The sequence below is a fragment of the Streptomyces sp. NPDC093260 genome (assembly GCF_040683715.1).
Taxonomy (GTDB): Bacteria; Actinomycetota; Actinomycetes; order Streptomycetales; family Streptomycetaceae; genus Streptomyces; species Streptomyces sennicomposti.
The window spans coordinates 48,794-70,575 of record NZ_JBFBEK010000027.1; the positions used below are offsets into that span (position 1 = coordinate 48,794).

At 73.7% G+C, this 21,782-nt stretch carries 18 protein-coding genes; 11 read left to right on the top strand and 7 right to left on the bottom strand.

Annotated features, from left to right (window positions below; translation table 11 throughout):
• The first annotated feature begins 166 nt into the window (after window positions 1-166).
• The 6 genes from scy (at window position 167) to AB0N63_RS28200 (ending at window position 9,598) form a co-directional block, all read left to right on the top strand.
• Complete coding sequence (gene scy / locus AB0N63_RS28175; protein WP_365532996.1) at window positions 167-4,114, top strand: polarized growth protein Scy; 3,948 nt, start codon at window positions 167-169, stop codon at window positions 4,112-4,114.
• 195 nt (window positions 4,115-4,309) lie between these two features.
• On the top strand, window positions 4,310-5,245 hold the full coding sequence (locus AB0N63_RS28180) for a cellulose-binding protein (protein WP_365532999.1): 936 nt from the start codon (window positions 4,310-4,312) through the stop codon (window positions 5,243-5,245).
• A 193-nt stretch (window positions 5,246-5,438) separates the two neighbouring features.
• Complete coding sequence (locus AB0N63_RS28185) at window positions 5,439-6,467, top strand: ATP-binding cassette domain-containing protein (protein ID WP_365533000.1); 1,029 nt, start codon at window positions 5,439-5,441, stop codon at window positions 6,465-6,467.
• Window positions 6,468-6,471: 4 nt separating this feature from the next.
• A complete protein-coding gene (locus AB0N63_RS28190) occupies window positions 6,472-7,245 on the top strand; it encodes an ABC transporter permease (protein WP_365533002.1) in 774 nt (257 codons plus the stop codon).
• 236 nt (window positions 7,246-7,481) lie between these two features.
• Window positions 7,482-8,726, top strand: coding sequence for an ABC transporter ATP-binding protein (locus AB0N63_RS28195; protein WP_365533003.1), 1,245 nt, complete (start codon window positions 7,482-7,484; stop codon window positions 8,724-8,726).
• The gene (locus tag AB0N63_RS28200; RefSeq protein WP_365533005.1) at window positions 8,723-9,598 is read left to right on the top strand and encodes an ABC transporter permease; all 876 of its coding nucleotides are present in this window, start codon (window positions 8,723-8,725) and stop codon (window positions 9,596-9,598) included. Before AB0N63_RS28195 ends, AB0N63_RS28200 begins: the two co-directional genes overlap by 4 nt.
• A 144-nt stretch (window positions 9,599-9,742) precedes the next feature.
• Here AB0N63_RS28200 and AB0N63_RS28205 read toward each other — a convergent pair whose 3' ends face one another.
• Window positions 9,743-10,075, bottom strand: a complete 333-nt coding sequence (locus AB0N63_RS28205; RefSeq protein ID WP_365533007.1) for an ATP/GTP-binding protein — start codon at window positions 10,073-10,075, stop codon at window positions 9,743-9,745.
• 234 nt (window positions 10,076-10,309) lie between these two features.
• Here AB0N63_RS28205 and AB0N63_RS28210 point away from each other — a divergent pair, with 234 nt between their 5' ends.
• Window positions 10,310-11,338 (top strand): LLM class flavin-dependent oxidoreductase, encoded by a 1,029-nt coding sequence (locus tag AB0N63_RS28210; RefSeq protein ID WP_365533009.1) that lies wholly within the window; start codon window positions 10,310-10,312, stop codon window positions 11,336-11,338.
• 143 nt (window positions 11,339-11,481) lie between these two features.
• On the opposite strand, the gene AB0N63_RS28215 is transcribed toward AB0N63_RS28210, so the two are convergent.
• Window positions 11,482-11,874, bottom strand: coding sequence for an SCO5389 family protein (locus tag AB0N63_RS28215; protein ID WP_365533011.1), 393 nt, complete (start codon window positions 11,872-11,874; stop codon window positions 11,482-11,484).
• 299 nt (window positions 11,875-12,173) lie between these two features.
• On the opposite strand from AB0N63_RS28215, the gene nucS reads away from it, so the two are divergent.
• Window positions 12,174-12,845, top strand: coding sequence for an endonuclease NucS (gene nucS / locus AB0N63_RS28220; RefSeq protein WP_365533013.1), 672 nt, complete (start codon window positions 12,174-12,176; stop codon window positions 12,843-12,845).
• Window positions 12,846-12,928: 83 nt separating this feature from the next.
• Here nucS and AB0N63_RS28225 read toward each other — a convergent pair whose 3' ends face one another.
• The 3 genes from AB0N63_RS28225 to AB0N63_RS28235 form a co-directional block, all read right to left on the bottom strand.
• Window positions 12,929-15,688, bottom strand: coding sequence for an ATP-binding protein (locus tag AB0N63_RS28225; RefSeq protein WP_365533015.1), 2,760 nt, complete (start codon window positions 15,686-15,688; stop codon window positions 12,929-12,931).
• A 325-nt stretch (window positions 15,689-16,013) separates the two neighbouring features.
• Entirely contained in the window at window positions 16,014-16,337 is a 324-nt protein-coding gene (locus AB0N63_RS28230) for an STAS domain-containing protein (protein ID WP_365533017.1), read from the bottom strand.
• A gap of 149 nt (window positions 16,338-16,486) precedes the next feature.
• Complete coding sequence (locus tag AB0N63_RS28235; protein ID WP_365533019.1) at window positions 16,487-17,335, bottom strand: 3-hydroxyacyl-CoA dehydrogenase family protein; 849 nt, start codon at window positions 17,333-17,335, stop codon at window positions 16,487-16,489.
• A gap of 491 nt (window positions 17,336-17,826) precedes the next feature.
• On the opposite strand from AB0N63_RS28235, the gene AB0N63_RS28240 reads away from it, so the two are divergent.
• Window positions 17,827-18,402 (top strand): cob(I)yrinic acid a,c-diamide adenosyltransferase, encoded by a 576-nt coding sequence (locus AB0N63_RS28240; RefSeq protein WP_365533021.1) that lies wholly within the window; start codon window positions 17,827-17,829, stop codon window positions 18,400-18,402.
• Window positions 18,403-18,602: 200 nt separating this feature from the next.
• Here AB0N63_RS28240 and AB0N63_RS28245 read toward each other — a convergent pair whose 3' ends face one another.
• Window positions 18,603-18,890 (bottom strand): hypothetical protein, encoded by a 288-nt coding sequence (locus AB0N63_RS28245; protein WP_365533023.1) that lies wholly within the window; start codon window positions 18,888-18,890, stop codon window positions 18,603-18,605.
• 12 nt (window positions 18,891-18,902) lie between these two features.
• On the opposite strand from AB0N63_RS28245, the gene AB0N63_RS28250 reads away from it, so the two are divergent.
• Window positions 18,903-19,055, top strand: coding sequence for a hypothetical protein (locus tag AB0N63_RS28250; protein WP_365533025.1), 153 nt, complete (start codon window positions 18,903-18,905; stop codon window positions 19,053-19,055).
• Window positions 19,056-19,110: 55 nt separating this feature from the next.
• On the opposite strand, the gene AB0N63_RS28255 is transcribed toward AB0N63_RS28250, so the two are convergent.
• Window positions 19,111-19,527 carry a hypothetical protein gene (locus AB0N63_RS28255; protein ID WP_365533028.1) on the bottom strand — a complete coding sequence of 139 codons (417 nt, stop codon included), beginning with the start codon at window positions 19,525-19,527 and terminating at the stop codon, window positions 19,111-19,113.
• 315 nt (window positions 19,528-19,842) lie between these two features.
• Here AB0N63_RS28255 and AB0N63_RS28260 point away from each other — a divergent pair, with 315 nt between their 5' ends.
• On the top strand, window positions 19,843-21,678 hold the full coding sequence (locus tag AB0N63_RS28260; protein WP_365533030.1) for a glycoside hydrolase family 18 chitinase: 1,836 nt from the start codon (window positions 19,843-19,845) through the stop codon (window positions 21,676-21,678).
• Window positions 21,679-21,782 lie beyond the last annotated feature (104 nt).

The window sequence follows — 21,782 nt, forward strand, 5'->3', positions numbered from 1 at the left end:
ACGCGGGTACGACCGCTTTCCGGGGTCCGCGTTTCGGGGGACGGGCGACGGGGCGGCAGCCCATGCCCCGCCGTCGATCTGACACCATTCCCCGGGGGCCCCGTCCGGCGGATGGACGGAGCTCGTTTGGACAGGCTTGCGACCAGGGGACGGATGGGACCGCGCAGTGCGGGGCTACGAACGCCAGGAGCGAGAGCCGGCGGCTGACGTCGACCACCTCTCTCGGTTCGAGGCCGAGATGGATCGGCTGAAGACCGAGCGGGAGAAGGCGATCCAGCACGCCGAGGACCTCGGCTACCAGGTAGAGGTGCTGCGCGCCAAGCTGCACGAGGCGCGCCGGACCATCATGACCCGGCCCGCCTACGACAGCGCGGACATCGGCTACCAGGCCGAGCAGCTGCTGCGCCAGGCGCAGGTGCAGGCCGAGCAGATCCGCGCGGACGCCGAGCGGGAGCTGAGCCAGGCCCGGGCGCAGACGCAGCGCATCCTCCAGGAGCACGCCGAGCAGGCCGCGCGCCTCCAGGCCGAGCTGCACCAGGAGGCGGTGACCCGCCGCCAGCAGCTCGACCAGGAGCTGGCCGAGCGCCGCCAGACCGTCGAGTCGCACGTCAACGAGAACGTGGCGTGGGCCGAGCAGCTGCGCGCCCGCACCGAGCAGCAGGCCCGCCGGCTCCTCGACGAGTCCCGCGCCGAGGCCGAGCAGGCCATGGCCGCCGCCCGCGCGGAGGCCGAGCGGCTGACCGCCGAGGCCCGCCAGCGGCTCCGGAGCGAGGCCGAGTCGGCCCGCACGGAGGCCGAGCAGATCCTGCGCCGCGCCCGCGCCGACGCGGAGCGGCTGCTGAACGCCGCCTCCACGCAGGCGCAGGAGGCCACCGACCACGCCGAGCAGCTGCGCAGCACTACGGCCAGCGAGTCGGACGCCGCCCGCCGGCAGGCCGCCGAGCTGAGCCGGGCCGCCGAGCAGCGGATGGCCGAGGCCGAGGAGGCGCTGCGCAAGGCGCAGACCGAGTCGGAGAAGCTGGTCGCCGAGGCCAAGGAGGCCGCCACCAAGGCGCTGGCGAGCGCCGAGTCGGCCAACGAGCTGCGCACCCGCACCGCCAAGGAGCAGGTCGCCCGGCTGGTCGAGGAGGCCACCAAGGACGCGGAGAACACCCGCTCCGAGGCCGAACAGCTGGTCGCCGACGCCCGTGCCGAGGCGGAGAAGATCGTCGCGGAGGCCACCGAGAAGGCCCGCAGCGCGACCGCCGAGGAGACCGCCACCCAGCTGTCCAAGGCGGCCAAGACCGCCGAGGACGTGCTGAACAAGGCGGCCGAGGACGCCAAGAAGACCACGAAGGCCGCCGCCGAGGAGGCCGAGCGGATCCGCACCGAGGCCGAGGCCGAGGCGGACCGGCTGCGCGCCGAGGCGCACGACATCGCCGAGCAGCTCAAGGGTGCCGCCAAGGACGACACCAAGGAGTACCGGGCCAAGACGGTCGAGCTCCAGGAGGAGGCGCGCCGGCTGCGCGGCGAGGCCGAGCAGCTGCGCTCCGAGGCGGTCGCCGAGGGCGAGCGGATCCGTGCCGAGGCGCGGCGCGAGGCCGTGGCGCAGATCGAGGAGGCGGCCAAGTCCGCCGAGGAGCTGCTGGCCAAGGCCAAGGCGGACGCCGACGAGCTGCGCAAGACCGCCACGGCGGACAGCGAGAAGGTCCGCACCGAGGCCATCGAGCGGGCCACCGCGCTGCGCCGGCAGGCCGAGGAGACCCTGGAGCGCGCCCGCAAGGAGGCCGAGCGGCACCGCGCCGAGGCCGACGAGCGGGCGGACACGGTCCGGGCGGACGCCGAGCGGGCCGCGCGCGAGCTGCGCGAGGAGACCGAGCGGGCGATCGCGGCCCGCCAGAGCGAGGCCGCCGAGGAGCTGACCCGGCTGCACGCCGAGGCCGAGCAGCGGCTGTCCGCCGCCGAGGAGGCGCTGGCCGACGCCCGCGCGGAGGCCGAGCGGCTGCGCCGGGAGGCGGCCGAGGAGACCGAGCGGCTGCGCACCGAGGCCGCCGAGCGGATCCGTACGCTCCAGCAGCAGGCGGAGACGGAGGCCGAGCGGCTGCGCACCGAGGCCGCCGCGGACGCGTCCGCCTCCCGTGCAGAGGGCGAGGCGCTGGCGGTGCGGCTGCGGTCGGAGGCCGCGGCCGAGGCGGAGCGGCTGAAGACGGAGGCGCAGGAGACCGCCGACCGGGTGCGCGCGGAGGCGCAGGCCGCGGCCGAGCGGCTGGGGGCGGAGGCGTCGGAGACGCTGGCCGCCGCGCAGGAGGAGGCCGCCCGGCGCCGTCGCGAGGCCGAGGAGCTGCTCGGCGCGGCGCGCGGCGAGGCCGACCAGGAGCGCGAGCGGGCCCGCGAGCAGAGCGAGGAGCTGCTGGCCTCGGCGCGCAAGCGCGTGGAGGAGGCGCAGGCCGAGACGGTCCGGCTGGTGGAGGAGGCCGACCGGCGCGCCACCGAGCTGGTGTCGGCGGCCGAGCAGCACGCCGCGCAGGTGCGGGAGTCGGTCGCCGGGCTGCACGAGCAGGCGCAGGAGGAGATCGCCGGGCTGCGGTCGGCCGCCGAGCACGCGGCGGACCGTACGCGGCGGGAGGCCGAGGAGGAGGCGGACCGGGTCCGCTCCGACGCCTACGCGGAGCGGGAGCGGGCCGGCGAGGACGCGGCCCGGCTGCGCAGGGAGGCGCAGGAGGAGACCGAGGCCGCCAAGACGCTCGCCGAGCGCACGGTGTCCGAGGCGATCGCGGAGGCCGACCGGATCCGCACCGATGTCGCCGAGCACGCCCAGCGGGTGCGCACCGAGGCCTCCGACACGATCGCGCAGGCCGACCAGGACGCCACGCGGACGCGGGCCGAGGCCCGCGAGGACGCCAACCGCATCCGTTCGGACGCGGCGGCACAGGCGGACGCGCTGATCTCCGAGGCCCGCTCCGAGGCGGAGCGGCTCCAGACGGAGACGGTCGCGGAGGCGGACCGGCTGCGCACGGAGACGATCACCGAGGCGGACCGGCTGCGCGCCGAGACGGCCGCGGAGGCCGAGCGGGTGCGCACCGAGGCGATCACCGAGGCCGACCGGGTGCGCGCGGAGTCCGTCGCCAGGGCGGAGAAGCTGATCTCGGACGCCACCGGGGACGCGGAGCGGCTGCGGGCGGAGGCGGCCGAGACGGTCGGCGCCGCGCAGAGCCGCGCCGAGCGGATCCGCACCGAGTCCGAGCGGCTGAAGGCCGAGGCGGAGGCGGAGGCCGAGCGGACGCTGACCGCGGCCCGCGAGGAGGCCGAGCGGACCCTGGACGAGGCCCGCAAGGAGGCCAACAAGCGGCGTTCGGAGGCGGCCGAGCAGGTCGACACGCTGATCACCGAGACCACCGCCGAGGCCGACAAGCTGCTGACCGAGGCGCAGGCGAGCGCGGTCAAGACGAAGGCGGACGCGGAGGCCCAGGCCGACACGATGGTGGGCGCCGCCCGCCAGGAGGCCGAGCGGATCCTCACCGAGGCGACCGTGCAGGGCAACACCGCGGTGGAGAAGGCCCGTACGGACGCGGACGAGCTGCTCGTCGGCGCCCGCCGGGACGCCACCCAGATCCGGGAGCGGGCCGAGGAGCTGCGCGAGCGCCTCACCAGCGAGATCGAGGAGCTGCACGAGCGGGCCCGGCGCGAGGCCGCCGAGACGATGAAGTCGGCGGGCGACCGCTGCGACGCGCTGATCAAGGCGGCCGAGGAGCAGCTCGCCAAGGCGCAGGCCAAGGCCAAGGAGATCGTCTCGGACGCCAACTCCGAGGCGGGCAAGGTGCGGATCGCCGCGGTGAAGAAGGCCGAGGGCCTGCTGAAGGAGGCCGAGCAGAAGAAGGCCAAGCTGGTCAAGGAGGCCGAGGAGCTGAAGGCCGAGGCGGTCCACGAGGCGCGGCGCACGGTCGAGGAGGGCAAGCGCGAGCTGGAGGTCCTGGTGCGCCGGCGCGAGGACATCAACGCCGAGATCTCCCGGGTGCAGGACGTGCTGGAGGCCCTGGAGTCCTTCGAGGCGCCCGCGCCGGCCAAGGACGCCGGGGTGCGGGCCGGGGCGACGGTGGGCGCACCCCGGTCGGGTGGCAAATCGTCAGAAGGGTAGCCTGGGGGGTGAATTCGGGGACTTGACGGGGGAGTCTCCAGGGGCTTGGCGAGGAGTGTTGGCAAGCCTCGCGGTGGTCAGCCACTCAAAAGAGGTGTCATTCTCCAGATCAAACACGTATCCGCTCGATGACACACCGCTTCGGCCCCTAGGATTCGACCTATCACCTCACCGGTCTCATTCGACAGGAACCCCATGAGCGACACTTCCCCCTACGGCTTCGAGCTTGTGCGGCGTGGGTACGACCGCGCTCAGGTGGACGAACGTATCTCCAAGCTCGTCTCCGACCGTGACAGTGCTCTCTCCCGTATCACCGCCCTGGAGAAGCGCATCGAGGAGCTGCACCTCGAGACGCAGAACGCCCAGGCGCAGATCAGTGACGCCGAACCGTCGTACGCGGGTCTCGGCGCCCGGGTCGAGAAGATCCTCCGCCTCGCCGAGGAGGAGGCGAAGGATCTGCGTGAGGAGGCCCGGCGCGCGGCCGAACAGCACCGCGAGCTGGCCGAGTCGGCAGCCCAGCAGGTCCGCAACGACGCGGAGTCCTTCGCCGCGGAGCGCAAGGCCAAGGCCGAGGACGAGGGCGTCCGGATCGTCGAGAAGGCCAAGACCGACGCCGCGCAGCTGCGGTCCGAGGCGCAGAAGGACGCGCAGTCCAAGCGGGAGGAGGCGGACGCCCTCTTCGAGGAGACCCGCGCCAAGGCCGCCCAGGCCGCCGCCGACTTCGAGACCAACCTCGCCAAGCGGCGCGAGCAGTCCGAGCGTGACCTGGCGTCGCGTCAGGCCAAGGCGGAGAAGCGGCTGGCGGAGATCGAGCACCGTGCCGAGCAGCTGCGCCTGGAGGCGGAGAAGCTGCGCACGGACGCGGAGCGCCGGGCCCGGCAGACCGTCGAGACCGCGCAGCGCCAGGCCGAGGACATCGTGGCCGACGCCAACGCCAAGGCGGACCGCATCCGTTCGGAATCCGAGCGGGAGCTGGCGGCGCTCACCAACCGCCGCGACTCGATCAACGCGCAGCTGACCAACGTGCGCGAGATGCTGGCGACCCTCACGGGTGCCGCGGTGGCCGCCGCGGGTTCCCCGACCGAGGACGAGCCGGTCTCCCGCGGCGTCCCGGCCCAGCAGACCCGGTAACCGGACCGCACGGGACCGATCTTTGTGAAGCCCTCCGCCCCTTACGGGAGCGGGGGGCTTCGCGGCGTCCTGGGGCCCGGGCCGCGCACCGAGGGCCGGCGCGGCGGGCCCCCTACGGGTCACCTCTCCCCCGCCCCGGCAGGACGGGGCTTCTCCGGTGGCGGGGCGCTTTGTCCCGTTCTAGCGTGGCCGCATGATCGAGATCGTGGGGCTGAGCAAGCGGTACGGGGAGAAGCTGGCGGTCGACGGCCTCACCTTCACCGTGCGGCCGGGGACCGTGACGGGGTTCCTCGGGCCCAACGGGGCCGGGAAGTCCACGACCATGCGCATGATCCTCGGTCTCGACCACCCCACCGGCGGCGACGTGCGCATCGACGGACGGCACTACCACGAGCTGGCGAACCCGCTGACGTACATCGGCGCGCTGCTGGACGCCAAGGCGGTGCACGGCGGCCGCAGCGCCCGCAACCATCTGCTGTGCCTCGCGCAGAGCAACGGCATCCCCGCCCGCCGGGTGGGCGAGGTGCTGGAGACGGTGGGGCTGACGGCGGTCGCGCGGAAGAAGGCGAAGGGGTTCTCGCTGGGCATGAGCCAGCGGCTCGGCATCGCGGGCGCGCTGCTCGGCGATCCGCGCATCCTGATGTTCGACGAGCCGGTCAACGGCCTCGACCCGGAGGGCATCCACTGGATCCGCGGGCTGATGAAATCGCTGGCCGCGCAGGGCCGTACCGTCTTCGTCTCCTCCCATCTGATGAGCGAGATGGCACTGACCGCGGACCATCTCGTCGTCATCGGACAGGGCCGGCTCCTCGCCGACACCACGATGGCCGATTTCATCGAGCGCAACTCCCGCTCCTGCGTCCGCATCCGCACCCCCGACCGCGAACGGCTGCTGGACGCGCTGCACACGGCCGGGATCGCGGTCGTGGAGGCGGGCGAGGGGCTGCTGGAGGTGGACGGCGGCACGCCGGAGCGCATCGGCGAGCTGGCCGCCCGCCACCGGGTGGTGCTGCACGAGCTGAGCGTGCGGCAGTCCTCGCTGGAGGACGCCTTCATGCGCCTGACGGCCCAGTCGGTGGAGTACCACGCGCACACGGAGCCGGCCGGGCAGCCGTGGGGCGCGCACGGGACCACGCGGACGGCGGCCCCCGGGGCAGCGCCCGGGACGCCTCCCGCGGCGACACCGACGACGACCCCCACCACGACGCCGACGGAGGGCTGAGAGCATGGCGGCGACCCAGGTCATCCGATCCGAGTGGACCAAGATCCGGTCAGTGGCGTCCACGGTGTGGACGCTGTCGCTGGCGGTGGTCGTCACGATCGCCCTCGGCATGCTGATCTCGGCCCTGTCGAAGAACGAGTTCGGCACCATGGGCCCGCGCGAGCGGCTCTCCTTCGACCCCACCTTCGTCAGCTTCGCCGGGATGGCGCTCGGCCAGCTGGCGATGATCGTGTTCGGGGTGCTGGTGGTGTCCAACGAGTACAGCACCGGCATGATCCGCACCTCACTGGCGGCGGTCCCGCGGCGCGGCACGTTCCTGGCGAGCAAGGTGGCCGTCGCCACCGCTCTGGCGCTGCTCGTCGGCATGGCGACCGCCTTCGCCGCGTTCTTCCTCGGTCAGACGATGCTCGGACCGCAGCTGCGGACCACGCTCGACGCCCCCGGCGTGCTGCGCGCGGTGGTGGGCGGCGGCCTCTACATGACGCTGATCGCGGTGTTCTCCATGGGCGTCGCCGTGATGCTGCGCTCGCCGATGCTCTCGCTCGGCGTCCTGATGCCGTTCTTCTTCCTGGTCTCCAACATCCTGGCCAACGTCTCGGCCACCCGGAAGATCGGCCAGTACCTGCCCGACCAGGCCGGCAGCCGCATCATGCGGGTCCTGCCCCGGATCGGCGACGACACCCCGTACGGGCCGTGGGGCGGGCTCGGGATCATGGTGCTGTGGGTGCTCGCGGCCCTCGCCGGCGGTTACGCGCTGCTGCGCCGCCGGGACGCCTGAGCCCCGCCGGACGGCCGCCCGAGGCTGCCGGACGGGACGCCGGGGATCCGCCGGACGGCCGCCCGGCGCAGCCGGGCGGGACCGTCGGGGAGCACGCCGGGCGGGTTCCCGGGACCTCGCTCTTTTACTTTCTTTTGGCCGGAACCGTCAGCGCCTGGATATCCTCCTAACCCTTACGGGGGCGTGCGCCCCGCTGTCCCGGACCTGGGACGGGTACCTTCCGATGGGACCGGAGCATGATCGAGGCAGTCGGCCTGACCAAGCGCTACGGCGACAAGACCGCCGTGTACAACCTCTCCTTCCAGGTACGGCCGGGCGCCGTCACCGGATTCCTCGGGCCGAACGGTTCCGGCAAGTCGACCACCATGCGGATGATCCTCGGTCTGGACAACCCGACCGCGGGCACCGTGACCATCGGCGGCTATCCGTACCGCAGGCTGCCGAACGCCCCGCGCCAGGTCGGCGCGCTGCTCGACGCCAAGGCGGTGCACGGCGGCCGGTCCGCCCGCAACCACCTGCTGTCCCTGGCCCAGCTGTCGGGCATCCCGCCCCGCCGGGTGGACGAGGTGCTGGGGGTGGTCGGCCTCCAGGAGGTGGCCAAGCGGCGCTCCAAGGGCTTCTCGCTCGGCATGGGCCAGCGGCTCGGCATCGCGGCGGCGCTGCTCGGCGACCCGCAGGTGCTGCTGTTCGACGAGCCGGTGAACGGTCTCGACCCGGAGGGCATCCTCTGGGTGCGCAATCTGATGAAGGCGCTGGCCGCGGAGGGCCGGACCGTGTTCGTCTCCAGTCATCTGATGAGCGAGATGGCGCTGACCGCGGACCATCTGATCGTCATCGGGCGCGGGCAGCTGCTCGCCGACATGAGCGTGACGGACTTCATCTCCGCCAACTCCGCCGACTTCGCCCGGGTCCGTACGCCCGACACCGAGCCGCAGCAGCGGGAGAAGCTGACCTCGGCGCTGACCGAGGCCGGCGGGCACGTGCTGCCCGAGCCGGACGGCGCACTGCGCGTGACGGGGCTGCCGCTGCCGCGGATCAGCGACCTCGCGCACGAGGCCGACGTACGGCTGTGGGAGCTGTCGCCGCACCAGGCCTCCCTGGAGGAGGCGTACATGCGGATGACGCAGGGCGCGGTCGACTACCGCTCGACCGCCGACCAGAAGGCCGGGTTGATGCAGCCGCTGCCGCCGGGCGCGCAGCCGCCGCCGCAGGTCCCGGGCCAGGGCCAGCCCGGCTGGTACGCCCCGCCGCCGCCCCAGCAGGGCGGGCAGCCGTTCGCGCCGCCGCAGCCGGTTCCGGGCCAGGGCCCCTACGGCGCCGCGCCGCAGCCGCACGGCGCCGCCGGCGCCCCGAACCCGTACGCGCAGGACGCCCCGCCGGGGCCCGCGCAGCCGCCCGCCCCGGCCGCGCCCGCTCCCCCGGCCGCCCCGCCCGCCGCCGCCCCCGCCGTCGACACGACCAAGTCCGAGGACGCCCGATGAGCACGCCGCAGACCCCGCTGCCGCAGGCCGCGCCGCCCGCCTGGAAGGCGGGGGCCGCCCCTTCGCACCCCGGTTACACCTCGCCGATCCCCGTGGTCCGCACGCACCTCGGGCACGCCCTGGCCTCGGAGTGGACGAAGATCCGGTCGGTGCGCTCCACGATGTGGACGCTCGGGGTGTTCGTGCTGCTCGTCGTCGGGATCGGGCTGCTCACCGGAGTGGTGGTCGCCGACTCCGGCTCCGATCTCTCCGGTGACGAGAACGCGCTGTCGCTGGGCTTCTTCGGGGTGCTGCTGGGCAGCATCTGCGTCATCACGCTGGGGGTGCTGACCACCGCCTCCGAGTACGGCACGGGCATGATCCGCACCACGGCGACGGCGTGCCCGGCGCGCGGGCGGATCCTCACCGCGAAGGCGGTGGTGTTCTTCCTCGTCGCCTTCACGGTCACCCTGCTGTCCACGGTGCTCGTCGCGCTCGCGCAGACGGCCCTGCTGGACGGGAGCGGCGCCCGGCAGCCGACCGGCGCGGAGTGGTTCAAGGCCACGGTCGGCGTCAGCCTCTACATCGCCCTGCTCGGCCTGGTCTCGCTGCTGGTCGGCTCGGTGCTGCGGCACTCGGCGGGCGGCATCACCATCATGATCGGTGTCGTCCTCGCCCCGCTGGTGATCGCGCTGTTCATGGCCACGCGCTCGCTGGAGAAGGTGCGCACGGCGCTGTTCGAGTACTCGATCCCCAACCAGCTGAGCGTCTTCTACTCCAGCTCCCTGAGCGATTCCGGCCCTGCGGGCTGGGACCCGCTGTGGATCATGCTGGGCGTCGCGGCGGCCGCCTTCGCCGGCGCCTGGGCGCTGCTGGAGAAGCGGGACGTGTAGGAGGCTTCGGGCGCCGGTCCTCGCGGGCCGGTGTCCGGCCCGGCGTCGGCGGGCCGACGGGGCCGGTCATCAGGACGTGGCCGTGAACGGCCCCTCCGCAAGGCCCCCGCCTTCAGAACCTGCGTTCGGAACCCGCCCCGGAATCTAGAATCTGGGCGCGTTACGGGACCGCTGCACCCGCGTGGTGCGGCGGTCCTTCGCGTTCCAGCACGCCTTGTGCCAGTGCCGCCGGTCGTCCACCCCGGCGTGCTCGGGCCAGGCCACCACGTGCGGGACACCCGAGCCGATCATCTGGTCGCAGCCCGGGCAGCGGTACGTCTTGCCCGCCGCGCTGGCGCCCGCGACATGGCGCACACTCCAGTCGTCGCCCCGCCAGCTCTCCGTGGACTGCCAGCCGCCGTAGCGGCTCGCGGTGTCGTCCTCGGCGCTCCGGCCGGCGGAGCCGGGGCTCTTGGGGCGGTTGCGACGCGGGGACACGGGACACCTCACGGAACGTGCTCGGGAACGGGGCCGCATCCAGACTACGCGCCGCCGACAGGGGTACGTGTGCGGAACCGCATTCCCCACCAATCCGCACAAGTCCCCCTGCGGGACGCCGTATTCGACCGACAATCCGGAAATCCTTTTGGCAGGCCGTGTCCTCGGCACGTGTCGGACGGTTATGCCGGGCGGGGGAGCTCCGCGTCGGAGCCGAGGAAGCAGGAAACAGCGATGCGCGTAGGAAGTTTCGTGTTGGCCGCCCAGTTCCCGGGCCAGGGACAGGGGGAGGCGCTGCACCGCGCGGTCCGTACGGCGGAGGTCGCCGAGGAGGCGGGCCTGGACGCGGTCTGGCTGGCCGAGCACCACTTCGTACCGTACGGAACGTGCCCGTCCGCCGTCACCCTGGCCGCGCTGCTGCTGGGTCGCACCCGGCGGCTGCGGGTCGGCACGGCGGTCAGCGTGCTGCCCACGGCGCACCCGGTGGCGCTCGGCGAGCAGGCCGCGCTGCTGCACATGACGAGCGGCGGGCGGTTCTCGCTCGGCGTGGGCCGCGGCGGGCCGTGGGTCGACCTGGAGGTGTTCGGGACGGGCCTGGACGCGTACGAACACGGGTTCCCGGAGTCGCTCGATCTACTGATGCGCTGGCTGCGCGAGCCGTCCGTGGGCGCCTCGGGGGAACGATTCGCCTTCCGTGAGGTTCCCGTCGTGCCGCGCCCGTCGGAGGCGCTGACCGAGGTCCCCGGCCCCGAGGTCGTCGTGGCCTGCACCTCCCCGGCGAGCGTGCGGCTGGCCGCCGAGCGCGGGCTCCCGATGCTCCTCGGGATGCACGTCGGGGACGAGGAGAAGGCCGAGATGATCGCTCTGTGGCGGCGCTTCGCCGAGGCGGCCGGGCGGCCGGGCGACGAGATCCGGGACGCCGGGCACGTCTCGGCCGGCGTCTGCCAGATCGCCGACCGGCGCACGGACGCTGCGGAGGCGCTGCTGAAGGCGATGCCGGGCTGGCTCAGGCAGGGCCTGGGCGCCCATGTCACGGTGGACGGCCGGGCCCGCCGGATGCGCGATCCGCTGGCGTACACGGAACTGCTGTGCGGGCTGCACCCGGTGGGCACTCCGCGGCTGTGCGCCGACCGGCTGGCGGCGACCTCCGAGCGGACCGGCATCTCGCGGTTCGCGCTGCTCGTCGAGGGCTCGGGCGACCTGGCCGCGACCGAGGAGAACGTACGGCGGCTCGGCGCCGAGGTACTCCCCCACCTCGGCTGACCGAGCCGTCGCGGCACGGCGGGTCCTACGGCCGCTCCGTCCTGAATGCACCTCCCGCGGACCGAGCGGCGGGGGGACGGCGGGTCTCGCGTCCGGTGCGCTTCCCGAAAGTCCGGCGCGCCCCGGGCGTCAGGCCCCGCGCGTCAGCAGTCCCGCAGCTCCGGGGACTGGTTGAGCAGCTGGGCGCGCACCGACGTGAACCGGGCGAGCCGTTCGTCGACCGAGGTGTCGAGCGGGAAGACCGCCACCCGGTGGCAGTTCTGGAAGGCCAGCCGGACACCGAAGTGCCGCTGGAGCGCGCCGCGAATCGCATCGCTCGCGAGCGCGCGCAGCAGCTGGCCGCGCGCGTGCTCGTCCGGCGGGGGCGTCTGGTTGTCGGCGAAGTCTCCGCCGTCCACCTTCAGCTGGGCCACCAGGGAGCTGATCATCTCCCACGCATAGGGCAGGGAGGTCCGGACGCAGTCGACGAAGTCGGCTTCGTCGACCTCGCCTCGCTCGGCCTGTTCGAGTAGGGCCGGTGAGACGTCGAGCGACATGGGTTCTCCTCTCGCACCCCCGGACTGCGGGGGTTGCCGGACAGATGAGGGAGTTCGTGACAACGAACACGGTGCGTACACACATCGCGACCTCCCGTTCTCTACGTTAGGCAACTGAACGGTCACCCACCAGGCGAATGCACGTACCGGCAGGGCGGGTTGTGCACACAATCGGCCACAAGTGAACACGGGTGATCGTGGGAAAAATGGGGCGACGCACGGGCGCGCTCACGCGCCGGAGGGGGAGCCCCGGCGGGCGAATCGCGCCCGGACCGGTGTGTCGAGTAGCGTTGCCGACCATGCGTCTCGTCATCGCCCGGTGCTCCGTCGACTACGCCGGCCGGCTCACCGCCCACCTCCCGTCAGCACCCCGTCTGATCCTGGTCAAGGCGGACGGCAGCGTCTCCATCCACGCGGACGACCGCGCCTACAAGCCCCTGAACTGGATGTCGCCGCCGTGCAGCCTCAAGGAGGGCACGGGTGACGAAGAGGGCGTGTGGACGGTCGTCAACAAGGCGGGCGAGAGGCTCATCATCACGATGGAGGAGATCCTGCACGACTCCTCGCACGAACTCGGCGTGGACCCGGGGCTGATCAAGGACGGGGTGGAGGCGCACCTCCAGGAACTGCTCGCCGACCGCATCGAGACGCTCGGCGAGGGTTACACGCTCATCCGGCGCGAGTACATGACCGCGATCGGCCCGGTGGACATCCTGTGCCGGGACGGCGAGGGGCGGACCGTCGCCGTGGAGATCAAGCGACGCGGTGAGATCGACGGGGTGGAACAGCTCACCCGCTATCTGGAGCTGCTGAACCGCGATCCGCATCTCGCGCCGGTGCGGGGGATCTTCGCGGCGCAGGAGATCAAGCCGCAGGCCCGCGTCCTCGCCACCGACCGCGGCATCGGCTGCCAGGTCCTGGACTACGACGCCCTGCGCGGCATCGAGGACGACAAGCTGCGGCTGTTCTGACCTATGGCATGAACAGGGGGCCGGGACCGTCGAGACGGTCCCGGCCCCCTGTGTCGTCGCGCGGCCGGGGGCGGCCGGACGGGTCAGGCGGCCGTCGTGCCGGACGGGTCGGCTGCCGCCGAGGGCGTGCCGCCGACGGTCGTGTCCGGCGAGGGGGCGCTCGCCGAGACGCCGGCCGTCGGGGACGACGAGCCGCCGCCCTCCGTGCCGCCGCTGCCGCCCTCGGTGCCGCCGTCGCCGCCCTCCGTGGTTCCGCCGGTGGGATCGGGGGTGGCGCTGCCGCCGGTCTCCCCGCCGGTGGGCGAACCGCCGGTGGAGCCGGTGGAGGTGCCGCCCGTGGGTGAGCCGCCGGTGCCGCCCGTGGTCCCGGTGCTTCCGGTGCCGCCCGTGCTGCCGGTACCACCGGTGCTTCCGGTACTTCCGGTGCCGCCCGTGGAGCTGCCGTGCCCGCCCGTGGAGCCGCCGGCTCCGCCGCTGCCCGACGAGCCGGTCGAACCGGTCGGCTGGGGCGGCTTCGACGACGAGCCGCCGCCGGCGCCGGGCGGCCGGACGCTCTCCGACGGCTCGGCGCCCGCCGGGTCAGCCGGGTCGTCCGCCGTGCCGTACGTGCCGTCGGGGCCAGGGTCGGTGGGGCGGCTGGTGGCCGTGCCCGTGTCGCCGCCCCCGCCGGTGCCGCCGCCCGTGCCGTCCTGCGGCGCGTCCCCGCCGAGGCCGCCGTCGTCGGCCTGGCCGGCGGACGGGTTGACGCCGACGTTGTCGGACGGGTCGTTCGCGTCGTTGTGCGAGGTCGCGCCGAGCGTCACCACCGTGCCGAGGACGGCCGCGAGCAGCGCGCCCGCGCCCGCCGCCACCAGGTTGCGCCGGGCCATCCCCTTGAGCGCCACCCGGCGCCGGGACTTGGCGCCGGGACCGGGGGTCCCCGGCGTCGCGGCCGGGGCGTACGACGCCGCGGCCGGGGTGTAGGACGTGGCCGCCGAGGGCTGGTGGGTGACCAGCGTCGAGGGCTCGCCGCCGGGCGAGCGGAGCACGGGGAACGGCGTGGGGACCCCGCCGGACGACGATGTCGGCCCCTCTGGGCGCGCGTCCGCCGCGTCCTCGCCCGCCGGCAGCGCGAGCAGTCCCGGCGCCGTGCCGGAGCGGTCGGCCACCAGGGCGAGGGCGCGGCGGCCGGCGACGGTGCCGCGCTTGTCGGAGAGCGCGCCGCGCAGGCCGATGGATGCCTCCAGCTCCGCGCGGGCCCGGTCCAGCCGGTCGCCGCAGAGCGCGAGGACGCCCAACTCGTGGTGGAAATAGGCCTGCTCGGCGACCTCGCCGGCCAGCCGGGACGCCTCGGAGCCGTACCGCAGCGCCCGCTCCCAGGCGCCCCAGTTGAGTCCGGCGGCGAACGCGGGCGCGGCCGTGCGGGCGAGTTGCAGGGCGATGGACTCCTCGCCCTCGCCGAGCGGCGCCGTGGCCGGCACCAGCACGGCCAGCGCGGCGAGCACGGCGTCCGCCTCGGCGCTCACCCGCTCCGGGCTGACCGAGGGGTGCCCGGCCCACCAGGCGTAGTGCCGGGCGGCGGCATGCGCCTGGTCCTCGGCGTCGGCGCCGTAGCCGGCGGCCTCCAGCTGGGTGAGCACCCCGGCGGCGAGCCGGTAGCGGGCCCCGACCGGGGAGACCAGGCCGCAGCCCGCCAGCTCGCCGAGCGCGGCGTCGGCGTGGGTGTCGCCGACCAGGGCGGGCAGATGGGCCTGGTGGGGCACCTCGCCGCCGAGCGCGACGGCGAAGCGCAGGGTGGCGCGGGCACAGGCGCTGAGCCGGGAGGCGAGCAGCGGGGCGGGCGCGGCCGCGTCGCCGAGCGAGGGCAGCGGCACCGCGTCGGCGGTGTCGTCGCCGAGGGCGGCGTCCTCGGGCGCCGCCTCGGCGAAGACGCCGAACTCCTCGACGGCGCTGGTACCGGCCCGCAGCCGGTCGCGCTGGCGCAGCAGGGCGCCGGCCTGGACGAAGCGCAGCGGCAGGCCCTCGGACTCGAACCAGAGGTCGCCGGCCCACCGGGTCTCCTCCTCGGTGAGGACCCGGCCGACGCCGCGCTCGATGATCTCGACGCCGGCCGCCCGGTCGAGGCCGCCGAGGACGATCTCCTCGACGCCGGAGTCGGCGGACGGCGCGGGCACGTCGGGGGTGGCGGCGACGAGGAAGGCGCACTCGGGGGTCGCGTCGAGGAGCTCGTCGAGCGCGGCGCCGCCGAACTCGATGTCGTCCACGACGACGACGGCGCCGATCTCCCGGACGTGGGTGAGGAGTTCGTCGCGCCCGGGACGGTGCAGGGGGGCGCTGTGGACGGCGTGGAAGAGGTCGTACAGAAGCTCGGTCGCGGTGCGGCGGTGGCCGCAGAGGCGGACCACGCCGTCGGGGGCCAGGTCGGCGCAGTCCTCGGCGACGAGGTCGAGAAGGCTGGTGCGGCCGGAGCCGCCGGGGCCGGTGAGGCGTACGGTGCGGCCGCGGGCGAGCAGCCGCACCAGGCGCTCGCGTTCGTCCTGGCGGTCCACCAGCGGCTCGGCGGACGGGGCCGGTCCGGGCGGGACGGGCGGCCGGGCGGCGCGGTCGGCGCCGGAGCGCTCGGCCCGGTCGCGGCGGCGCGGCGGCGCGGGGCGCTCGCCGGGCGGGCAGACCTCGATCTCGCTGCCGTCGACGGGGTTCACCGTGAGGAGGAGGTCGCCCGCGACCACCCGCACCGTGCGGGCCAGGGCGGGCGCGTGCGGGGTGAAGTCGGTGGCGCGGGTGTCCCGGGGCGGGCGCGGGCCGGGCGCGTGACCGTCGCCGTCGGGGCCCATGCCGTCGGGCTCCCGGGTGTTCGGGTCCATGGGTTCCATCGGTTCCAAGCCCCCAAAAGCGGTGTGCTCTTCGAGCCCTCCCGGCCTTGCTGCACGCTGTCGCTTCTGGTCCGGGCCCGCTCGAGGGTCGCTGAGCAGCGGGCGACCGAACCCTAAACCTTCGCACAGTATCTCCGACAGCCCGGGGTACCGCGCCGCCCGCAACGTCACGGTCTCGTGAGGATTGCGCGCGACGTACGGTTCGGCGTCGTCCGTGCGGGTCTCCCGCGTCGCCCGCTTCACACCCGTACGGGGTCACCCTGTACGGGACCGGCCGGAGGGCTCCTGCTGACGGGCGCCTCCCGTACGGGATTCCTCAGACGCGGGGCAGGGACTCCACGCCGATGCCGCCCTCGATGGCGAGGATGCGGTGCAGCCGGGTGGCCACCAGCAGCCGCTGCATCTGCGGCGGCACGTCGCGCAGCACGAGCCGCCGGCCGCAGCGGCCGGCCCGCCGGTGGACACCCATGATCACGCCGAGTCCGGTGGCGTCCCAGGAGTCCAGCTCGGAGAGGTCGAGGACCAGGTCGCCCACGCCGTCGTCCACGGCCGAGTGCAGGACCGTACGGGCGTCCGCCGCGCTGCGGACGTCGAGGCGGCCCCCGACGACCACCTGGGCGTGGTCGCCCCTGATGTACATATGCGCTCCCCGGGAATGCGGTGGCGTGCTCCGTTTGACGATGTGGCTGTGCAACCTCTGACTGCGGGTGCGGCGGTGCGGTTGCTGCCTGTTGGCGAACCGATACCGAATTCACCCCAAGGGGTGATCCGGGTAGCGCCCGTGCGGTCTCAGTGCTTGTAGAAGCCCTGCCCGCTCTTGCGGCCGATGTCACCGGCGTCCACCATCCGGCGCATCAGCTCCGGCGGGGCGAACTTCTCGTCCTGGGTCTCGGTGTAGATGTTGCCGGTGGCGTGCAGCAGGATGTCGACGCCGGTCAGGTCCGCGGTGGCGAGCGGGCCCATGGCGTGGCCGAAGCCCAGTTTGCAGGCCAGGTCGATGTCCTCGGCGGTGGCCACGCCCGACTCGTACAGTTTGGTCGCCTCCACCACCAGGGCGGAGATGAGGCGGGTGGTGACGAAGCCGGCCACGTCGCGGTTGACGACGATGCAGGTCTTGCCGACGGACTCGGCGAACTCCCGCGCGGTGGCGAGGGTTTCGTCGCTGGTCTTGTAGCCGCGGACCAGTTCCACGAGCTGCATCATCGGCACCGGCGAGAAGAAGTGCACGCCGACGACGCGCTCCGGGCGCTCGGTCACGGCCGCGATCTTGGTGATCGGGATGGCGGAGGTGTTGGAGGCGAGCACCGTGTCCTCGCGCACCAGCTTGTCGAGGGTGCGGAAGATCTCGTGCTTGACCTCCAGCTTCTCGAAGACCGCCTCGACGACGACGTCGGCGTCCGCGGCGGCGTCCAGGTCGGTGGTGGTGGTGATGCGGGCGAGCGCGGCCTCGGCGTCCTCGGCGGCGAGCCTGCCCTTGGCGACGAACTTGTCGTACGACGCCTTGATGCCGTCGGTGCCCCGCCTGAGCGCCTCGTCGGTGACGTCCCGCAGGACGACGTCCCAGCCCGCCTGCGCGGAGACCTGGGCGATGCCGGAACCCATGAGGCCGGCTCCGATGACGGCGAGCTTGCGTGCCACTGACGACTCCCCTGGTGAACGTGATGAACGTGTCGGACGTGCCTGGACGGGTCGGACGTGACGGTCGCGCAGGCCGTACGGATCGCGCTGGACGACCGGTGGCGACCGTGCGAGCGGCCGGCGGCGGGCGCGGGACGGCTCACACACTGTTCTCGTACGACTCCTGAGCGGACACTAGCGCTCGTACGGGGCTGTGTGACCGGTAAGTAACGCGCGTCACGTCTCAACTGACGGACATCACACCGGCATGGGTCACTGCGCGCCTCGGACGGCGTAGTTGGGCGGCTTCCCGCTCAACACGTCCGCCACGCCGCCGAGGAGAGCCGGTCCCTCACGGGGCGCTTCACCCGGATCGCGCCCGCCGGCCGTCCCGGGAGGCGGTCGGGGTTCGCCGCCGCTGACACCCTGTGAGTCCGGGACGGCGTGGCGCCGGACCGTGACGGTGGGCACAGGTGCCCGCCGTGGCGCCCCGGCGAAACTAGGCTGGCCTCATGGTCAATCTGACGCGCATCTACACCCGGACCGGGGACAAGGGCACCACCGCCCTCGGCGACATGAGCAGGGTCGCCAAGACCGACCTGCGGATCTCGGCGTACGCCGACGCCAACGAGGCGAACGCGGTGATCGGCACGGCGATCGCGCTCGGCGGCCTCGACGCGGACATCGTCAAGGTCCTCGTCCGCGTGCAGAACGACCTGTTCGACGTGGGCGCGGACCTGGCCACGCCGGTGGCCGAGAATCCCGAGTTCCCGCCGCTCAGGGTCGAGCAGTTCTACGTGCACCGGCTGGAGGCGGACTGCGACCGCTTCAACGAGGAGCTGGGGAAGCTGCGCTCCTTCATCCTGCCCGGCGGCACCCCGGGCGCGGCCCTGCTGCACCAGGCGTGCACGGTGGTCCGCCGCGCCGAGCGCTCGACGTGGGCGGCCCTGGAGGTGCACGGCGACACCATGAACCCCCTGACCGCCACCTACCTCAACCGCCTCTCGGACCTCCTGTTCATCCTGGCCCGCACGGCCAACAAGGCCACGGGCGACGTGCTGTGGGTACCGGGGGGCGAACGGGAGTGATGCCGGCGGCGCAGGGGACGCCCGCCGGGGCCGTAAGGGGCGCCCCAGCCCGTAGGGGGCGTGCGCCAGGCCCACAGGGGCTGTCCGCCGGGCCCGTAGGGGGTCCACGGGGAGCGGCCGCCGGGCCGGGCCGACACGGCTTCCGGGCGCGGCGCCGGTCGTCGCGTACCCGCCCGGCGTGAGGGCGCGCGCCGGGCGTTCTACTCGCCGCCCTTGTTCACAGCCCGCGTCAGCGCCGTGCCCACCTCCCGGGAGAGGCCCGACTCGCAGGGGATGCCGAGGGTTTCGGCGAGTGGCCTGGTGTGCAGGCCGGCCAGGGCCTCGGTGAGATCGGCGAGGCACTCTGCGGCGTCGCGGCCCCGGCCGACGGTCGTCACGGCGGCCGCCAGGCCGATCACCGCGGCCGGCCACCACCACACCCCCAGCACGAGGTACGCCGCCGACCAGGCCGGCAGCCGCGCGGCGGGTCCCCGGCGTCGACGGCGCACGCCGCCGCCTCCGTGCGCAACGATCTCGCCGCGGTGCTGCACGCCGAGGGCCGCGACCGGGAGGCCGCGGCGGAGCTGCGGCAGGTGGCGGCGGCCACCGCGCGCGAGCACGGCGAGGGCGACCTGGAGACGCTGCCCGTCCTGGACACCTGGCCAACGTCCTGATCGACGCCGGGGACCATGAGGAGGCGGCGCGGCTGCTGCACGGCTGCCTGGACGGCTACCGGCGGTTCCTCGGCCCGTCCCATCCGCCGGCCCGCGCGGCCGCCGAACGCCTGGACCGGCTGCGCGGCACCCCTCCGTGAGCCTCGGGCCGGACCTCCCCGGCCGGGGGCTTCTCGGCCGGGGGCTTCTCGGCCGGGGGCTTCTCGGGGAAGAGCAGATACGTCTGGGCGACCGCCCCGTGGATCGCGGTGCCCACGACGTGCTCCCCGCCAGGACCTTGAGCGGGGCGCTGCCGGCCGGGCCGGGGCTCCGGCTGAAGGGCACGGAGGCGGCCGGCCTGATCGAGGGGGCGCACGGTGGCGCGCGGCGACGGACCGATCGCCCCGGCGATGACCCGGCGGCTGATCGCCGAGTTCGCCGTGCGGTCCGCGCCCGCGCCGAGGCCCGCGCCCGAGGGACTGGGGGCGCTCATCCCGTGCGAGCGCGAAGTGCTCGCCCACGACGGCCGGGGACTGTCGAACGCGGAGACCGCCGACCGGCTCCAGCCGGCGCAGGGAGCGGGGAAGACCACGTCAGCCGCCTGCCGGGGGAGCCGGAACCACGCAGCCGGCTGCAAGCAGCGGTGCCGGCAGAGGAGTTGGGCATCTCGCCGATCCGCCGCCCAACCTCCGCCAGAGTGGTCCAGACCTATTGACCCGTGGTCCAGACCTTTCTATTCTCGCGGCACTTGGGCATGGAGGCTCAGTCATGCCCCTGACACTCACACCCCCGACAAGGGAGGCGCAGCATGCGCTTCAGACACAGAGTGGCGGCAGGGCTCGCGACCCTGGTGCTCCCCATGGCCGGACTGGTCGCCCTCACCGGACCGGCCAGCGCGGCGGCCGACGCGGCGGCCACCGCCACCGCCACCTTCACCAAGACCAGTGACTGGGGCACCGGCTTCGGCGGTTCCTGGACCGTGAAGAACACCGGCACCTCGGCGATCAGCTCGTGGACCGTGGAGTGGGACTTCCCCTCCGACACCAAGGTCACGTCCGCCTGGGACGCCACGGTCACCAACTCCGGCAACCACTGGACCGCCAAGAACGTCGGCTGGAACGGCTCCATCGCCCCCGGCGCCTCGGTCTCCTTCGGCTTCAACGGCTCCGGCCCCGGCTCCCCCTCCGGCTGCAAGCTCAACGGCGGCAGCTGCGACGGCGGCCCCAGCGTCCCCGGCGACACCCCGCCGAGCGCGCCCGGCACCCCCACCGCCTCCGGCGTCACCGACACCTCGGTGAAGCTCTCCTGGAGCGCGGCCACCGACGACAAGGGCGTCAAGAACTACGACGTCCTGCGCGACGGCAAGAAGGTCGCCACCGTGACGACGACCTCGTACACGGACAGCGGCCTGACCGCCGGCACCGACTACTCCTACAGCGTGCAGGCCCGTGACACCGCCGACCAGACCGGCCCGGTCAGCGGCTCCGTCGCCGTGCACACCACCGGCGGCGGCACCACTCCCCCGCCCACCGGCGACAAGGTCAAGCTCGGCTACTTCACCGAGTGGGGCATCTACGGCCGCAACTACAACGTCAAGAACCTGGTGACGTCCGGCTCCGCGGCCAAGATCACGCACATCAACTACGCCTTCGGCAACGTCACCGGCGGCAAGTGCGCGATCGGCGACTCCTACGCCGACTACGACAAGGCGTTCACCGCCGACCAGTCCGTCAGCGGCACCGCCGACACCTGGGACCAGCCGCTGCGCGGCAACTTCAACCAGCTGCGCCAGCTGAAGGCCAAGTACCCGAACATCAAGGTGCTGTGGTCCTTCGGCGGCTGGACCTGGTCCGGCGGCTTCGGCGAGGCGGCCAAGAACCCGGCCGCCTTCGCCCAGTCCTGCTACGACCTGGTGCACGACGCGCGGTGGGCCGACGTCTTCGACGGCATCGACATCGACTGGGAGTACCCGAACGACTGCGGCCTGACCTGTGACACCAGCGGCCCCGACGCCTTCAAGAACCTGATGGCCGCGCTGCGCGCCAAGTTCGGCAAGGAGCTGGTCACCGCCGCCACCACCGCGGACGGTTCGGACGGCGGCAAGATCGACCACGCCGACTACGCCGGCGCCTCGCAGTACGTCGACTGGTACAACGTGATGACGTACGACTTCTTCGGCGCCTGGGACGCGAAGGGCCCGACCGCCCCGCACTCCCCGCTCACCTCCTACAGCGGCATCCCGAAGGCCGGCTTCACCACCGCCGACGCGCTGGCGAAGTTCAAGGCCAAGGGCGTGCCCGCCAAGAAGCTGCTGATCGGCATCGGCTTCTACGGCCGCGGCTGGACCGGCGTCACCCAGGACGCCCCCGGCGGCACCGCGACCGGCGCCGCACCCGGCACCTACGAGGCCGGCATCGAGGACTACAAGGTCCTCAAGACCAGCTGCCCGGTCACCGGAACCGTCGCCGGCACCGCCTACGCCCACTGCGGCAGCAACTGGTGGTCCTACGACACCCCGTCGACCATCAAGTCGAAGATGGCCTGGGCCAACAGCCAGGGCCTCGGCGGCGCCTTCTTCTGGGAGTTCAGCGGCGACACCAGCGACGGTGAACTCGTGAACGCGCTCAGCAGCGGCCTGTCGTAGGCACAGCCCGCCCCGAGTGACACGGAAGCTCCCCCGGACCCGGTCCGGGGGAGCTTCTTCGTGGGTCCTCTTCGGATGCGGAGGCTCCGGAGACGGCGGCCGCC

Excerpts from the sequence above, each read along its gene's own strand:
- AB0N63_RS28180 (WP_365532999.1), top strand. The coding sequence starts at position 4,310 with ATGAGCGACACTTCCCCCTACGGCTTCGAGCTTGTGCGGCGTGGGTAC.
- AB0N63_RS28185 (WP_365533000.1), top strand. The coding sequence starts at position 5,439 with ATGATCGAGATCGTGGGGCTGAGCAAGCGGTACGGGGAGAAGCTGGCG.
- AB0N63_RS28190 (WP_365533002.1), top strand. The coding sequence starts at position 6,472 with ATGGCGGCGACCCAGGTCATCCGATCCGAGTGGACCAAGATCCGGTCA.
- AB0N63_RS28195 (WP_365533003.1), top strand. The coding sequence starts at position 7,482 with ATGATCGAGGCAGTCGGCCTGACCAAGCGCTACGGCGACAAGACCGCC.
- AB0N63_RS28200 (WP_365533005.1), top strand. The coding sequence starts at position 8,723 with ATGAGCACGCCGCAGACCCCGCTGCCGCAGGCCGCGCCGCCCGCCTGG.
- AB0N63_RS28210 (WP_365533009.1), top strand. The coding sequence starts at position 10,310 with ATGCGCGTAGGAAGTTTCGTGTTGGCCGCCCAGTTCCCGGGCCAGGGA.
- AB0N63_RS28215 (WP_365533011.1), bottom strand. The coding sequence starts at position 11,874 with ATGTCGCTCGACGTCTCACCGGCCCTACTCGAACAGGCCGAGCGAGGC.
- nucS (WP_365533013.1), top strand. The coding sequence starts at position 12,174 with ATGCGTCTCGTCATCGCCCGGTGCTCCGTCGACTACGCCGGCCGGCTC.
- AB0N63_RS28225 (WP_365533015.1), bottom strand. The coding sequence starts at position 15,688 with ATGGACCCGAACACCCGGGAGCCCGACGGCATGGGCCCCGACGGCGAC.
- AB0N63_RS28230 (WP_365533017.1), bottom strand. The coding sequence starts at position 16,337 with ATGTACATCAGGGGCGACCACGCCCAGGTGGTCGTCGGGGGCCGCCTC.
- AB0N63_RS28240 (WP_365533021.1), top strand. The coding sequence starts at position 17,827 with ATGGTCAATCTGACGCGCATCTACACCCGGACCGGGGACAAGGGCACC.
- AB0N63_RS28255 (WP_365533028.1), bottom strand. The coding sequence starts at position 19,527 with ATGAGCGCCCCCAGTCCCTCGGGCGCGGGCCTCGGCGCGGGCGCGGAC.
- AB0N63_RS28260 (WP_365533030.1), top strand. The coding sequence starts at position 19,843 with ATGCGCTTCAGACACAGAGTGGCGGCAGGGCTCGCGACCCTGGTGCTC.